Genomic DNA, 14,237 nt, shown 5'->3' with positions numbered 1-14,237 from the left:
GGACCAGCGGGCGAACACTAAGCGTGACGAGGAATGAGTCGGCATCCCCTGATCCGGTGACGAAGCCCAGGTCGGAGACGATTGCTCTCCGTCATTCATCACTCTGGGTGAGGTGTAGCCCGCTGGCGAAACGCCTGCAGGGCCCCGGCGTCCGCCGGGGCCCTGCAGGAGGCAGCTGGAGGAGCGGGGAGGTCAGTCGGCCGGTCCCGTGAAGACCAGGAAGGGGGCGCCGGCCCGGTAGCCGACCGTGAGGGTCACGACGTCGCGCCCCGTCTCGGGCACGGTGAAGACGTACACGCCCTCGGCGGAGTCCCCCGGCGCCAGCGAGCCGCTGAACGGCACGCGCGAGGCGTCCTGCAGCGGCGACGCCGGCGTGGCGTCCGCGCCGTGCGTCAGGTTGACGACCACCAGGTCCAGCGCCACCGGTTCCGGCGTGCCGTTGACCAGGCGGACCGTGGCGCGAAGGGCCGGGCCGGCGATGTTGCCGGGGCCCTGGGCGGTCCCGTCGATGGCTTCCAGGGAGACCACCCGCGCGCTGATGCCGTCGTCCCCCGACGCCTGCTCGTCGAGCGCGACCGCCGGCAGGGCGACCGGCAGCACGTCGGCCGGACCGGTGGGCCCGGTGGCCTCGGGTGCGGTGGGGACGGAGGGGGAACCTCCCTCCTCCGGACCGGCCGCCGGGGTCGTGGGGGTGGGCGCGGCCGCGCCGGCCGACCGGTCGCCGTCGTCGGAGCCGCCGACCAGTCCCACGACCGCGACGAGCACGGCGACGACGACCGCGATGGCGGCGCCGACGACGGCCTCGCGACGACGCGTGGGTGCCGCGGGGGGAGGGACGTTCATCGAGGCAACCTGCCCATCTCTCGATACCACTTGACCGATCCGAGCCCCAGGTGTGCTGCCGTCGCGAGGAGGAGCACGCCGTAGCCGGCCAGGAACACCGTCGGCGCGCCCAGCACCAGGAACAGCAGGCAGAGCAGCCCGTAGTCGGTCGGCAGGTTGACCAGCGACCGCCTGAGCCCGGGGGTCGGGCCGGACGCCTGGGCCCGGGTGGTGACACCGTGCTGGGCGCGCAGCGCCTCGTTGAGCATCATGGCGAAGAAGAGCGCGCCGTCGGCGATGCAGTAGCCGACCGGGATGAGCAGCAGCGCACCCGTGCCGACGGCCTCGGACCGGAAGAGGCAGACCAGGACGGCGAGGTGCAGGCTGAGCAGCTTGACCGCGTCCACCATGTGATCGAGCCACTCCCCCGCCGCGGTGCCCCCGCCGCGCAGCCGGGCGAGCTGCCCGTCCGCGGAGTCGAGCGCGTACCCGATGAGCAGGCAGGCCGTGACGGCCGCACCGGTCGGCCAGGACGGCTGGACCAGTGCGAGCAGCGCGATCCCGGTGGCGGTGGAGACGGCGCTGACCGCGGTGACCGCGTTCGGCGTGAGCCCGGCGTGGAAGGCGAGCGCGGCGAACAGCCGGCCCAGCGGCCGGTTGACGAAGCGGGAGTAGGCCGGGGCGCCGGTCGCGCCCTTCTGCGCGGCGGCCAGCCGGCGCAGCGTCGTCCGCAGGTCACCGGCGGGGCGGGCATCGACGACGGCGGTCACGGTCGCACCACGGGGAGGTCCTCGACCGCCGGGGCGGCGGCGGGCACGGGCAGGGGCACGACGTCCGCCGGCCGCTGCACCGGGCGCCGGGCCGGCGGGCCGTCGGCCGCGGTCGGCCGGCGGCGGCCGGAGGGACGGCGCGCCGGGAAGCGGCGCGCGGCCAGCGCGCGGGCGAGCTCCTCGTACCCGGCGGCGACCTGGTCCCAGTCGTAGCCGCCGGCCAGCTCGCGGGCGCGCCGCCCGGAGCTCGCGACCCACTCCGGGTCGGCCTCGACCGCGACGACCTCGCGGGCCACGTCGGCCGGTGTGCGGAAGTACCTTCCCGCGTCAGCGACGACCTCGCGGTTGAAGTCGACGTCGAAGGCCGTCACGGCCGCGCCCGCGCCGATCGCCCGGAGCAGCGAGGGGTTGGTGCCGCCGACGGAGTGCCCGTGCAGGTAGGTGGCGCAGTTCGCGTACAGCTGGTCGAGCAGCTCCTGGTCCCAGACGCCGCCGAGGAAGCGGACCCGGCCGTCGGCCAGTCCGTGCACCCGGGCGGTGTACTCGTCGGCGTAGGGCGCCGAGCCGACGACGACCAGCGGCTTGGTGGCCGCGCTCGCGGCGTAGCCCTCGACGATGACGTCGACGTGGTTCTCCGGCTCGAACCGGGCGACCACCAGGTGGTAGCCGCGGCGCTCGAGGCCGAGCTCGGCCAGCCGGTGGGCACCGGGCTCGATGAGCGGCGCGCCGTAGGCCAGCAGCGTGGTGGGGGCGGCGAAGGCGTCGCGGTAGTAGTCCGCGATGCCCTGCGCGTCGGCGATGAGCGCGTCGGACCAGCGCACGGCGAGCGCCTCGGCGGCCCGGTAGTAGCGGCGTCCCGTGCCGCCCCACTTGGCGCGCTTCCACTCCAGGCCGTCCACGTGCGTGGCGACCGGGATGCGGGCGGCCCGCAGCGCCGGCAGCAGCGGCGCGTTCGCCGCGTTGAACACGATGGCCGCGTCGGTGCGGTGGGCCAGCAGGTGCCGGACCGACAGGGCGGTGTGGCTGAGGGTCTCCAGAGAGCGGCGGCGGGCGGCCGGCAGGTGCACCAGCTCCATGCCCAGGTGCTCGGCCGGCGGCGGCTCCTGCGCCCCCGGGACGGTGCGGCAGTAGACGACCACCCGGTGCCCGCCGTCGGCCAGCCGGCGGCCGATCTCCTCCACGGCGGTCTCGAAGCCGCCGTACCGGGCCGGCACGCCGCGCGTGCCGACCATGGCGATGCTCAAGCGGTCCACCTGGGCCTCCGTCTCCGTCCGAGCACCTCGGACCACGTCTCGTGCGGAACGCACGGCTCCCGTCGCCCTGGGTGAGCATCGACGGACACCGCGCCGACGGGGAGGTCTGCCGGGGGTGCCCTCACCCGCACGGGGCACCTCCCGAGCGGGCAAGGACACCCAGCAGGTCCCCTCCAGGACACCGAAGGCTCCGTCCCGTGCGCCGCCCCGAGCATGCGAAGGGCGGGAGGACGGGGTCGTCCTACGAGGGGCTAGAGGGTCCGCTGTCAGTAGGCCCCGGAGCTGCTGACGACGGCGCGCACGGTCTTCACGAGGATCAGCAGGTCCATCGCCAGCGACCAGTTCTCGACGTACCGCAGGTCGAGTCGCACGGACTCCTCCCACGGCAGGTCCGAACGGCCGGAGATCTGCCACAGACCGGTGAGCCCGGGCTTGACCAGCAGCCGGCGGCTGACCGAGGTGTCGTAGCGGGCGACCTCGCCGGGCAGCGGCGGGCGGGGGCCGACGAGCGACATCGAGCCGCCGAGGACGTTGAGCAACTGCGGGAGCTCGTCCAGCGACAGCCGGCGCAGCACCCGGCCGACGGGGGTGACCCGCGGGTCCACGCGCATCTTGAACAGCAGGCCGTCGGAGATGCTCTGCGCCCGCAGCGCGTCGACCTGGCGGTCGGCGTCGACGACCATGCTGCGGAACTTCAACATCGTGAAGGCCTGCCCGTTCACGCCCACCCGCTCCTGGCGGTAGAGCACCGGGCCGGGACTGGTCACCTTGACGGCGACGGCGATCGCCAGCAGCACCGGAGCCAGCACCACCAGCGCCAGGGCGGCGACGGCGCGGTCCAGGCCGCCCTTCACCACCCGCTGCCAGCCCTCGAAGCGCGGTTGCTCCACCGAGAGCAGCGGCAGCCCCTCGAACGGGCGGATGTGCAGCCGGGGACCGGCCACCTCGATGAGGCCCGGTGCGACGAGCAGCTCGATGCCGGTGCCCTCGAGCTGCCAGGACAGCGACCGCAGGTACTGCGCGGCGGTCTCGCTGGCGGAGGTGACGGCGATGGTGTCCGCCCCGAGGCGCCCGGCGAGCGTCAGGACGTCGTCCAGCCCGCCGACGGGGACGCCGGCCAGGCGGGCCACCCGATCGCGGTCGTCGGGGGTGACGCAGGCGGCGACGACCTCCAGCCCGGCGAACTGCTCGCGGCGCAGCCGGTCGACCAGCTCGAGCGCGGCGGTGCCGCGACCCACGACGACGACCCGCTTGGTGCAGCGCCCCCGCGCCCGCAGGCCGCGCAGCGTGCAGCGGGCGGCGAACCGGCCGAGCAGGGTGCCCACGGCCAGCGCGGGGACGGCGCCGACGACCAGGGCCCGGCTGAGGTCGAGGGCGGCGGCGTAGGAGACGAAGCCGGCGACGGCCAGCAGCACGAAGCCGGCCGTGCCGACGGCGCGGTACTCGTCGCTGCCGGTGCCGAAGACCCGCTCGGCGTGCGCGCCGGTGGCGTGCAGCAGCACCGGCCAGACGACGACGAGGCCGAGGCTGACCCAGAACAGCGAGGTCGTCGGCGAGGCCTCCGGGTGGGTGCCGAGGACGGCGGTGGCCGCCACCGCGGCGGCGACGACCTCGAAGGCGGTGAGGGCGCGCGAGTACCGGCCGGCCCAGGCGGCCCCGCCCCGCCGCAACCGGGGACGGCCCGGCGTCGACAACGGTCCCGCGAGCCCGCGGGCCGCCGACCCGAGTCGGACGGTGGAAGAGTCCAGCAGCACGGTTCCCCCCGGAGACACGTGACGATGCGTAGTCGGCGTCACCCGCGCGAGGGCAAGGACCCAATTTCACCAGGGAATTCGCCCGGGCACGGCGCCCGACATCGCCATGACCATCACAGCGAGTCACGGGCGGGTCAATGCGAGGCGGCCCCGTTCACCCGTTGGGGACGGCGACTCACCCACCCAGGGGCGCGATCAGGTGCGGGGGTGGACGACGTTCTGCGCGGCCTCGAGGCCCAGGGTCAGGAGCTCCTCGGTGGCGTCGGCCGCCTCCGCGACCAGGAGGTCGAGCTCCCTGCGCTCGGTCGCGGAGAAGTCCTTGAGCACGAAGTCGGCCGGGTCCTGGCGGCCGGGCGGGCGGCCGATGCCGACGCGCACCCGGAGGTAGTCCTTCGTCCCGGTGGCGCGGGAGATCGACCGCAGGCCGTTGTGGCCGCCCTCGCCACCGCCGCGCTTGAGCCGCACGCTGGCGAAGGGGATGTCGAGCTCGTCGTGCACCGCCACGAGGTCGGTGGCCGGGATGGAGTGGTAGTCGAGCAGACCACGGACGGGGCCCCCGGACTCGTTCATGTACGTCGTGGGCCGGGCCAGCACGACGCGGCGGCCGGCCAGCCGCCCCTCGCCGATCAGCGTGCGCGCCCGCTTTCCCTTGCCGGGCGACAGCTTCACCCCGGCGCGGGCGGCCAGCTCGTCGAGCACCATCGCGCCCACGTTGTGCCGGTTGCCGGCGTAGGAGGGTCCGGGGTTGCCCAGCCCGACGACGAGGAAGGGCCCCTCGGACACGAGCGCAGGGGCGCCGGCGTCGCCGGCGCCCCTGCGGGGGGTGTTCTCGCTCAGGGTCGACCTCAGCCCTTCTCGGCCGACTCCATGGACTCGCCACTGCCCTGGTCCACGGGCTCGGGGACGACGTCGCCCTGGCCGACACCCTCCTCGGCGGGCGCGGACTCCTCGCGCTCGATGCCGGCCTCGGCCTCGGCCTCGGCGAGCTCGGCCTCGAGGGCCTCGGCGCTGGGCGCGCCGAGGAAGCCGATGACGAGCGCCTCGGGGTCGGTGACCAGGGTCACGCCGGCGGGCAGCACCAGGTCGCCCGCGTTGATGTTCTGCCCGGCGGTGTGACCGGTGACGTCGACCTCGATCGTCTCGGGCAGGTTCGTGGCGTCCGCCTCGAGGGAGACGGTGTTCAGCTGGTGGTTGGTGATCGCGTCGACCCCGGGCTCCCCGACGATGACGATCGGGACGTCGACGGTGGTCCGCTCGCCGCGGCGGACGAGCAGGAGGTCGACGTGCTCGTGCTGGCGGGTCAGCGGGTCGCGCTGCACGGCCTTGGTGAGCGCCAGCTGCTCCGTGCCGTCGAGGACGACGGTGAGCAGGGCGTTGGAGCCGCCGTTGCGCAGGGCTGCGGCGAACTCGCGGGCCGGCAGGGACAGGTGCACGACGTCCTGGCCGTGCCCGTAGAGGACGGCGGGGACGCGGCCGGCCCGGCGGGTGCGGCGGGCGCTGCCCTTGCCGAACTCGGTGCGGGCCTCGGCGACGAGGCGGAAGTCAGCCACGGTGGTGTGCTCCTCGGGGAGGTGGATCCGGGTCGGTGGCCGGCACACGGCGCGGCACGCCCGTCGAGGGGCTCGACCCCACCAGGAGCGTGGCACGTCGATCACGGAGTACGGACGGGCCGTCTCCCTCGCCGGGCAACTGTTCGAGGGTACCTCAGCCCCGGTACGACGCGGCCGCGGGCACCGGGAGGACGCCCGGCCCCAACGGTTGCGGAGAACACGCTGCCCGTCGTCCCCACCGGACGACGACTTCCGGGCAGTCGCGCGCGGCACCCGAGCCGGAGTGCCCCCGTCGAGGGGGTCCAGCGGACCTCCGGACCGGGACACGGTGGAGGCTCACCTCGGCAGGGGCGGCACCTGGCCGCGGTCGTCGTCCGGTAGGGCGACGGATCAGCTCGCGCCGCCGAAGAGGCTGGTCACCGAGCCGTCCTCGAAGACCTCCTTGATCGCGCGCGCGAGCAACGGGGCGATCGAGAGGACGGTGAGCTTGTCGAACTGGCGGGACGGCTCGATGGGCAGCGTGTTGGTCACGATGACCTCGCTGACGCGGCTGTTCTTGAGCCGGTCCACGGCCGGGCCGGACAGGACGCCGTGGGTGGCGCAGACGATGACGTCAGCGGCACCGGCGTCGAACAGCGTCTCCGCGGCCTTCACGATCGTGCCGCCGGTGTCGATCATGTCGTCGACGAGGATGCAGACCCGGCCCTCCACCGCGCCGACGACGCGGTTGGCGACGACCTCGTTGGGCTTCATGGGGTCGCGGGTCTTGTGGATGAAGGCCAGCGGGGTGCCGCCGAGCTTGTCGCTCCACCGCTCGGAGACGCGCACCCGGCCGGAGTCCGGCGACACGACGGTGATGTCGCGGTCGCCCCAGCGCTCGCAGACGTGCCCGACGAGCAGGTCGAGGGCGAAGAGGTGGTCGACCGGGCCGTCGAAGAAGCCCTGGATCTGCGCCGTGTGCAGGTCGACGGTCATCAGCCGGTCGGCGCCGGCGGTCTTGAACATGTCGGCGACCAGGCGGGCGGAGATGGGCTCGCGGCCGCGGTGCTTCTTGTCCTGCCGGGCGTAGGGGAAGAACGGCACGACGACGGTGATCCGCTTGGCCGACGCGCGCTTGGCGGCGTCGACCATGAGCAGCTGCTCCATGAGCCAGGTGTTGATCGGCGCGGTGTGGCTCTGGACGATGAAGGCGTCCGAGCCGCGCACCGACTCCTCGAACCGGACGAACAGCTCGCCGTTGGCGAACTCGTAGGACGCGGTGGGTGTCGGCGTCACGCCGAGGTGTCCGGCGATCTCGTCGGTCAGCTCGGGGTAGGCCCGGCCGGAGAAGAGCATCAGGCTCTTGCTGGTTGTCTGCCGGATCGCGCTCATCGGCTCGTGCACCCCTGACTCGTCGCGTCTGTCGGGCGACCTGCGGACCTACTCGGACGCCTCCGCGCGAGTGTCGGCCGCCGCCTCGGCCCCTGCATCCCCGGCCGCCTCGGCGGCCTTCGCGGCGGCCGTCCCGGGACGGCGCCGCCTCACCCAGCCTGCCACATTGCGCTGGCGGGCCCGAGCGACGCCCATCGCCCCCGGGGGGACGTCGTTGGTGATCACCGAGCCGGCCGCGGTGTAGGCGCCGTCCCCCACGGTGACCGGCGCCACCAGCATGGTGTCCGAGCCGATGCGCACGTGGTCGCCGACCTGCGTGTGGTGCTTGGCGACACCGTCGTAGTTGACGAAGACCGTCGCCGCGCCGACGTTCGAGCCGCGCCCGATCGTGGCGTCACCGACGTAGGACAGGTGCGGCACCTTGGAGTCCTCGCCGACCTGGACGTTCTTGGTCTCGACGAAGGCGCCGACCTTCGACCCGGCCGCTAGCCGGGTGCCCGGGCGCAGGTAGCTGAACGGGCCGACGGTGGCGCGCGGGCCGACGACGGCATCGAGGACGTGCGAGCGCACCACGCTCGCGCCCTCCTCGACGGTGGTGTCGACGAGGGTGGTGTCCGGGCCGACGACGGCCCCGGTCGCGACCGACGTCGTCCCCCGCAGCTGGACGCCGGGCTCGAGCAGGGCGTCCGCCGCGACGGTCACGGTGACGTCGACCCAGGTCGTGGCGGGGTCGACGACGGTGACGCCGGCGCGCATCAGCTCGTCGAGCACGCGGTCGTTGAGGGTGCGGCGGCGGGCGGCGAGCTCCCGGCGGTCGTTGCAGCCGAGCACGTCCACCGGGTCCTCGGCGGGGACGCCGCCGACCGGGGCGCCCTCGGCGACGAGCAGGCCGAGGACGTCGGTCAGGTACTGCTCGCCCTGGTCGTTGTCCTCGCGCAACGAGCCCAGCGCCCGGCGGAGCGCGGCGGCCTCGCCGACGTAGACCCCGGCGTTGACCTCGCGGATGGCGCGCTGCTCGGGTGTGGCGTCGCGCTGCTCCACGATGGCCCGCACCGCGCCGTCGCCGTCGCGCACGATCCGGCCCAGGCCGGTCGGGTCGTCGACCTCGGCGGTGAGCACGGTGAGCACGTTGCCCGCGCCGCGGTGGGCGTCGACCAGCGCCGTCACCGTCTCGGGCCGCAGCAGCGGGGCGTCGCCGTTGACCAGCAGCACCGGTCCCTCGAGGGTGGGGACGGCGGCCAGCGCGACCGCCGCCGCGTGCCCGGACCCGCGCTGCTCCTCCTGCAGCACCGGCCGGGCGCCGGGGGCGACCTGCGCCAGGTGCTCCTCCACGGCCTCCCGGCCGGCGCCGACGACCACGAGGGTGTGCCGCGCGGCCAGCGGCGCGGTCGCGGCCAGGACGTGGCCGAGCATGCTGCGCCCGCCGAGGGGGTGCAGCACCTTCGGCGTCGAGGACCTCATGCGGGTGCCCTGCCCGGCGGCGAGGACGACGACGGCGGCGATCCCGCCCTCGTGGGCGGCGCCGGACGGCTGTGGAACGGACACGGATCTCCTCGGCCTCGACGTCGACGTCTGCTGGGGGACTCGGACTCGAACCGAGACTTCCCGGCTCCAAAGGCCGGCGGGCTGCCGATTACCCCATCCCCCATCGTGGGCGGCGCGGACGCCGGACCGGCGTCCGAGGAGAGCCTAGGCGTCCGCTCCACCGGGCACCCGCTCCCGCGCCCGGTCCCGGCAGGCGGGGCTCCCTACGGTGACGTAGCTTACGGTCCAGTACCGGTACGGCGGCCTCGCCGGACCGCACGACGCGACCTGGAGGCCGCTTGTCCGCTCCTGCCAGCACCCGGCCCACGGCCCCGGTCCTCCGGCCGGCCGCCCCCGACGCCGGGCTCCCGGCGAACGCCCTCGGCAAGGAGAAGGGGGCACTCGAGCAGATCACCCTCTACGTCTTCGTCATCGTGCCGTTCCTCGCCCTCGCCGCCGTCGTCCCCGCCGTGTGGGGCTGGGGGCTGTCCTGGCTCGACGTGGGCCTGGCCGTCGGCTTCTACTCCCTCACCCTGCTGGGCATCACCGTCGGCTACCACCGGCACTTCACCCACGGCTCGTTCAAGGCCGCCCGGCCGCTGCGCATCGCGCTGGCCGTCGTCGGCTGCATGGCGATCCAGGGGCCGGTCGTGCAGTGGGTGGCCGACCACCGCCGCCACCACGCCTTCTCCGACCGCGAGGGCGACCCGCACTCGCCGTGGCGCTACGGCACCGACGCCCGCGCCCTGCTCAAGGGCATGTGGCACGCGCACCTGGGCTGGCTGTTCGACCGCCGGCAGACCAGCGCCGAGCGCTACGCCCCCGACCTGCTCAAGGACACCGGCCTGCGCCGCGCCAGCCGGCTGTTCGTCGTGTGGGCGTTCCTCAGCCTGGCGCTGCCGGCCGTCATCGGCGGCCTGGTGACGGCGAGCTGGACCGGCGCCTGGACGGCGTTCTTCTGGGCCGGGCTGGTGCGGGTGGCCCTGCTGCACCACGTGACCTGGTCGATCAACTCGGTCTGCCACGTGGTCGGCGACCGGCCGTTCGTCTCGCGGGACCGCGCCACGAACTTCTGGCCGCTAGCGATCCTCAGCGCCGGGGAGTCCTGGCACAACCTGCACCACGCCGACCCGACCTGCGCCCGGCACGGCGTGCTGCGCGGGCAGATCGACATCAGCGCCCGCGTGATCTGGGTGTTCGAGAAGCTCGGCTGGGCGCACGGCGTCAAGTGGCCCGACCCGGTCCGGCTCGCCGCCAAGCGCCGCGCAGCCGCGCCGGCCGCGTCCTGAGCGATTCCACCGGCCCCCCTCCCCCGCGCGGGCGGACGGCGACCCGCCGGTCGCCCGCGCGGAGCACGGGCGCCGTGCCCAGCGGCGCGGCGCGACCGCGGGTGCGCATGACCGGAGCCCAGCGGCGCCAGCAGCTGCTCGACGTCGGCCGCGAGGTCTTCGCCCAGCGCGGCTACGACGGCACCTCCATCGAGGAGCTCGCCGCGCGCGCCGACGTCAGCAAGCCGGTGGTCTACGAGCACTTCGGCGGCAAGGAGGGGTTCTACGCCGTCGTCGTCGACCGGGAGATGCAGCGGCTGCTGGACCGCTTCACCTCCGCACTCGCCGCCGGCGGCTCGCCGCGCCGGCTGCTGGAGCGCGCCGCGCTCGTGCTGCTCGACTACATCGAGGAGGACACCGACGGCTTCCGGGTCCTCTCCCGCGACTCCCCCGTCGCCGGCACGCCCGACGGCTACGCGTCGCTGATCGGCGAGGTGGCCCGCAAGGTCGAGCACATCCTCGGCGCGCAGTTCGGCGCCCGCGGCCACGACCCTGCGCTGGCCGAGCTCTACAGCCAGGCGCTGGTCGGGATGGTGGCCCTGGTGGGTCAGTGGTGGCTGGAGCGCCGCTCGCCCAGCAAGGAGGAGGTCGTCGCGCACCTGGTCGACCTCGCCTACAACGGCCTGGCCCACCTGAGGCCCCCTCCCGGCGTGCCCTGAGCCTGCGCAGGGGCCCGCCGCGGGCAGGCCCGTCCAGCGGCTCGCCACGGCCCCGTCCCGGGGCACCGCCCTGAGCTCGCGAGGGGTGAGGGGACGGGGTCCTCCTTCAGCCGACCAGCCGCGCGCCCGGGACCGGGCCGTGGACCGCCCGGACCGTGCGGTAGACGCCCTCGCCGGCCAGCGCCGCGGTGAGCCGCACGGCGGAGTCCTCGTCCTCGGCGAGCGCGGCCACCGTCGGGCCGGAGCCGCTGACCAGTGCCCCCGCCGCGCCGGCCGAGGTCGCCGCCCGCAGCGCCCGCCGCAGGTTCGGCCGCAGCGAGAGCGCCGGTGGCTGCAGGTCGTTGCCGAGCGCGGCGGCCAGCGCCGTGATCGGCCCGCTGCGCAGCGCCGCGATGACCGGGTCCGGCGAGGACAGCTCCTCGCCGCCGGGCACCCGGCCCTCGGCTCGCAGCCGGTCCAGCTCGGCGTAGACCGCAGGCGTGGACAGGCCGTCGCCGGCGATGCCGAGCACCCAGTCCCAGCGGCGGCGGGCCAGCACCGGCGACAGCTGCTCCCCCCGGCCGGAGCCCAGGGCCACCCCGCCGACCAGGCTGAACGGGACGTCGCTGCCGAGCCGTGCGGCGAGCGCGGTCAGCTCGCCCCGGGTTGCGTGCGTGCCCCAGAGCGCGTCGAGGGCGACCAGGGCCGCGGCGGCGTCCGCGCTGCCCCCGGCCAGCCCCGCGGCGGCGGGGATCGACTTGTCGATGGTGATGGCGGCGTCGGCGGGCACCCCGGCGTGCTCGGCCAGCAGCTCGGCGGCCCGCCACACGAGGTTGCGGCGGTCGGTCGGGACGGCGCCGGCCCCGGCGCCCGTCGTCCCCTCGCCGGTCACGGTCAGGGACAGCCCGTCGCCGGGCCGCACGGTCACCGTGTCGAACAGCGAGACGGCCAGGTAGACGGTGCGCAGCTCGTGGAAGCCGTCGGAGCGCAGCGGCCCGACCCCGAGGTGCACGTTGACCTTGGCGGGTGCCCGGGCGACGACGGTGCCGCCGCCGGCCAGCCGACCGGGCCCGCCGGGTGAGGACCAGCTCATGCCGGGGCCTCCGTGGAGGCCAACAGGGCGAAGTCCGCGATCGACAGCTGCTCGCCGCGGGTGGTCGGGTCGATGCCGGCGGCGCGCAGCCGGGCCTCGGCGGCCGCCGGGCTGCCGGCCCAGCGGGCCAGCGCCGCCCGCAGCCCCTTGCGGCGGGTGGCGAAGGCGGCGTCGACGACGGCGAAGGTGGCGGCGCGGTCCCCGGGCGGCGGCGGACGGCGGTCCAGGGCGACCAGGCCGGAGTCGACGTTGGGCTCGGGCCAGAAGACCCGACGTCCGACGTTGCCGGCCCGCCGGGCCTCGCCGTACCAGGCGGCCTTCGCCGACGGCACGCCGTAGGCCGGCGAGCCAGGTGCCGCGGCGAGCCGCTCGGCGACCTCGGCCTGGACGAGCACGAGCGCGCGCCGCAGGGTGGGCAGGAGCTCGAGCAGGTGCAGCAGGACGGGCACCGCCACGTTGTACGGCAGGTTGGCGACCAGCGCCGTCGGAGCAGGGCCCGGGACCTCGCGGATGCGCAGTGCATCGGCCTCGACGACGGCCAGCCGGTCGGCCAGCGACGGGGCGCGCTCGGCGACGGTGCGGGGCAGCAGCGCGGCCAGCCGGGGGTCGATCTCGACGGCGGTGACGTGCGCGGCCGCGGGGAGCAGCCCGAGGGTCAGCGAGCCGAGTCCCGGGCCGACCTCGAGGACGACGTCGTCCGGGGTGAGCTCGGCGGTGCGCACGATCCGCCGGATGGTGTTCGCGTCGTGCAGGAAGTTCTGCCCGAGGGTCTTGGTCGGACGCAGCTGCAGCTGCTGGGCCAGGTCGCGGATGGCGGCCGGGCCCAGCAGCCCGCAGGAAGGCTCGGGTGGCGTGCTCAGCAGGATCCGATCAGTTGAAGAGGCGCGGGCCGCAGTGCGGCCACTGGCCGGCGCCGGAGCGCTGGTAGAGCAGCTGCGCACGGTAGGTCTGCTCGTCGGCCGAGGCGGCGGCCGGGTCGCCGCTGCCGCCGACAGCGTTCCACGTCGCCTGCGAGAACTGGTACATGCCCCGGTACTTGCCGGTGCCGCTGACCGCGCTCGGGCGACCACCGGACTCGCACTTCGCCAGGGCGGCCCAGTTCAGGCCGTCGGCGCTGGGCTTGTTGCCGCTGGAGGCCGGGCGCTCCTTGGTGCCGACGGTGACCCGCTCCTCGACCGGCTCGCGGGTGACCGTGGTGGCCAGCTGCTCGCGTGCGGTCTCGACGCCGTCGGTGACGGTGACCCGGTAGGTGGTCACCTGCTCGCCCGCGACGCCCTCCTGGGTCACGGTCTCGTCGCCCTCGAAGGCGTTGGGGTCCTCGGTCTTCACGGTCGGGTGGTCGATCGGCGTGGGGACGGCGATCTCGCCGACCTGCACGCGGAAGACCTGCAGCCGCATGTGCGCCAGCAGCGCCTGCTCCGGGTACATGCTCGTGCGGTCGGTCGCGCCCAGCACGACGCCCTGCTCGGCGAGCAGGTCACCGGCGGTGGCCGCGGTGGTGGTGACCACGCGCTCCTGGCCGTCGACGACGAGGGTGACGGCCTTGGGCGTGGTGATCGACAGCGTCATGCCGTCGAGCGGGAGGCGCTCGCTGCGGCTGGCGGAGACGACGAGGTCCTCGGCGCGGTAGCCGAGCTGGGCCAGCGCCTCGTCGACCGACAGCGCGGTCACGTAGACCTCGCTCTCCACGCCGTCCACGGTGAGGGTGAGCGGGCGGGCGCGGTTGACCACCACCGTGTCGCCGTCGGCGACGGCCGAGGCGGCGTCGGGCAGGACGACGTCGTGCGACTGCGTCTGCAGCCCCTCGTCCTCCAGCACCTCACCGACGGTGCCGGCGTAGGTGCGGACCTCGCGCGCCTGCCCGTCGACCGTGAGCGTCAGGGACTTCTGCGCGGCGAAGTAGGCCACGGAGCCACCCACGAGTCCCAGGAGGACCAGGGCGAGGAGGACGGACTTCAGCGATCGGGGCACGACTCTTCCAGGGCTCGGGAGACCCGGGTGGAGGTGCGCACGGGTACCACGCCGGCAGGCGGGTACCGAGCGCGTCCCGGCCCGGACGGCAGACGACCGGGAGACGGAGCTCCCGGTCGTGGTGCCCTCCGGGACGATCCCCACCCCGGCTGGTCACGACACG

General features: G+C 75.0%; 13 protein-coding genes and 1 tRNA gene. 2 read left to right on the top strand and 12 right to left on the bottom strand.

The genetic code is table 11. The features are described from left to right. Positions 1-192: 192 nt before the first annotated feature. The 9 genes from ACWIX3_RS08230 to ACWIX3_RS08190 all read right to left on the bottom strand — a co-directional run bounded on the left by ACWIX3_RS08230 (position 193) and on the right by ACWIX3_RS08190 (position 9,168). Entirely contained in the window at positions 193-843 is a 651-nt protein-coding gene (locus ACWIX3_RS08230; protein ID WP_448611583.1) for a hypothetical protein, read from the bottom strand. Next, positions 840-1,592, bottom strand: coding sequence for a CDP-alcohol phosphatidyltransferase family protein (locus ACWIX3_RS08225; RefSeq protein WP_448611582.1), 753 nt, complete (start codon positions 1,590-1,592; stop codon positions 840-842). Before ACWIX3_RS08225 ends, ACWIX3_RS08230 begins: the two co-directional genes overlap by 4 nt. Further along, positions 1,589-2,845, bottom strand: a complete 1,257-nt coding sequence (locus tag ACWIX3_RS08220; RefSeq protein WP_448611581.1) for a DUF1972 domain-containing protein — start codon at positions 2,843-2,845, stop codon at positions 1,589-1,591. The genes ACWIX3_RS08225 and ACWIX3_RS08220 overlap by 4 nt, the downstream gene beginning before the upstream one ends. A gap of 266 nt (positions 2,846-3,111) precedes the next feature. Then, positions 3,112-4,617, bottom strand: coding sequence for a sugar transferase (locus ACWIX3_RS08215; RefSeq protein WP_448611580.1), 1,506 nt, complete (start codon positions 4,615-4,617; stop codon positions 3,112-3,114). Between the two features lie 177 nt (positions 4,618-4,794). Next, positions 4,795-5,382 carry an aminoacyl-tRNA hydrolase gene (pth, locus tag ACWIX3_RS08210; RefSeq protein WP_448611579.1) on the bottom strand — a complete coding sequence of 196 codons (588 nt, stop codon included), beginning with the start codon at positions 5,380-5,382 and terminating at the stop codon, positions 4,795-4,797. Between the two features lie 62 nt (positions 5,383-5,444). After that, the gene (locus ACWIX3_RS08205) at positions 5,445-6,149 is read right to left on the bottom strand and encodes a 50S ribosomal protein L25/general stress protein Ctc (protein WP_448611578.1); all 705 of its coding nucleotides are present in this window, start codon (positions 6,147-6,149) and stop codon (positions 5,445-5,447) included. Between the two features lie 390 nt (positions 6,150-6,539). Then, positions 6,540-7,520: a ribose-phosphate diphosphokinase gene (locus ACWIX3_RS08200; protein WP_448611577.1), complete on the bottom strand. Its 981-nt coding sequence runs from the start codon at positions 7,518-7,520 to the stop codon at positions 6,540-6,542. 48 nt (positions 7,521-7,568) lie between these two features. Then, positions 7,569-9,065 (bottom strand): bifunctional UDP-N-acetylglucosamine diphosphorylase/glucosamine-1-phosphate N-acetyltransferase GlmU, encoded by a 1,497-nt coding sequence (gene glmU / locus ACWIX3_RS08195; RefSeq protein WP_448611576.1) that lies wholly within the window; start codon positions 9,063-9,065, stop codon positions 7,569-7,571. Positions 9,066-9,095: 30 nt separating this feature from the next. Beyond that, a tRNA-Gln gene (locus ACWIX3_RS08190) sits at positions 9,096-9,168 on the bottom strand. Positions 9,169-9,343: 175 nt separating this feature from the next. On the opposite strand from ACWIX3_RS08190, the gene ACWIX3_RS08185 reads away from it, so the two are divergent. Both ACWIX3_RS08185 and ACWIX3_RS08180 read left to right on the top strand, forming a co-directional pair. Then, positions 9,344-10,333: an acyl-CoA desaturase gene (locus tag ACWIX3_RS08185; protein WP_448611575.1), complete on the top strand. Its 990-nt coding sequence runs from the start codon at positions 9,344-9,346 to the stop codon at positions 10,331-10,333. Positions 10,334-10,440: 107 nt separating this feature from the next. After that, the gene (locus ACWIX3_RS08180) at positions 10,441-11,031 is read left to right on the top strand and encodes a TetR family transcriptional regulator (RefSeq protein ID WP_448611574.1); all 591 of its coding nucleotides are present in this window, start codon (positions 10,441-10,443) and stop codon (positions 11,029-11,031) included. Positions 11,032-11,137: 106 nt separating this feature from the next. On the opposite strand, the gene ACWIX3_RS08175 is transcribed toward ACWIX3_RS08180, so the two are convergent. The 3 genes from ACWIX3_RS08175 to ACWIX3_RS08165 are packed head-to-tail and all read right to left on the bottom strand — an operon-like array spanning position 11,138 to position 14,074. Beyond that, positions 11,138-12,103, bottom strand: coding sequence for a 4-(cytidine 5'-diphospho)-2-C-methyl-D-erythritol kinase (locus ACWIX3_RS08175; RefSeq protein WP_448611573.1), 966 nt, complete (start codon positions 12,101-12,103; stop codon positions 11,138-11,140). Beyond that, on the bottom strand, positions 12,100-13,044 hold the full coding sequence (rsmA, locus tag ACWIX3_RS08170; protein ID WP_448611572.1) for a 16S rRNA (adenine(1518)-N(6)/adenine(1519)-N(6))-dimethyltransferase RsmA: 945 nt from the start codon (positions 13,042-13,044) through the stop codon (positions 12,100-12,102). The genes ACWIX3_RS08175 and rsmA overlap by 4 nt, the downstream gene beginning before the upstream one ends. After that, on the bottom strand, positions 12,974-14,074 hold the full coding sequence (locus ACWIX3_RS08165) for a ubiquitin-like domain-containing protein (RefSeq protein ID WP_448611571.1): 1,101 nt from the start codon (positions 14,072-14,074) through the stop codon (positions 12,974-12,976). Before ACWIX3_RS08165 ends, rsmA begins: the two co-directional genes overlap by 71 nt. Positions 14,075-14,237: the final 163 nt, after the last annotated feature.

Source organism: Geodermatophilus sp. URMC 60 (assembly GCF_053502585.1).
The sequence above is the reverse complement of the archived record's forward strand: the minus strand, read 5'-3'. Positions and strand labels throughout refer to the sequence as shown.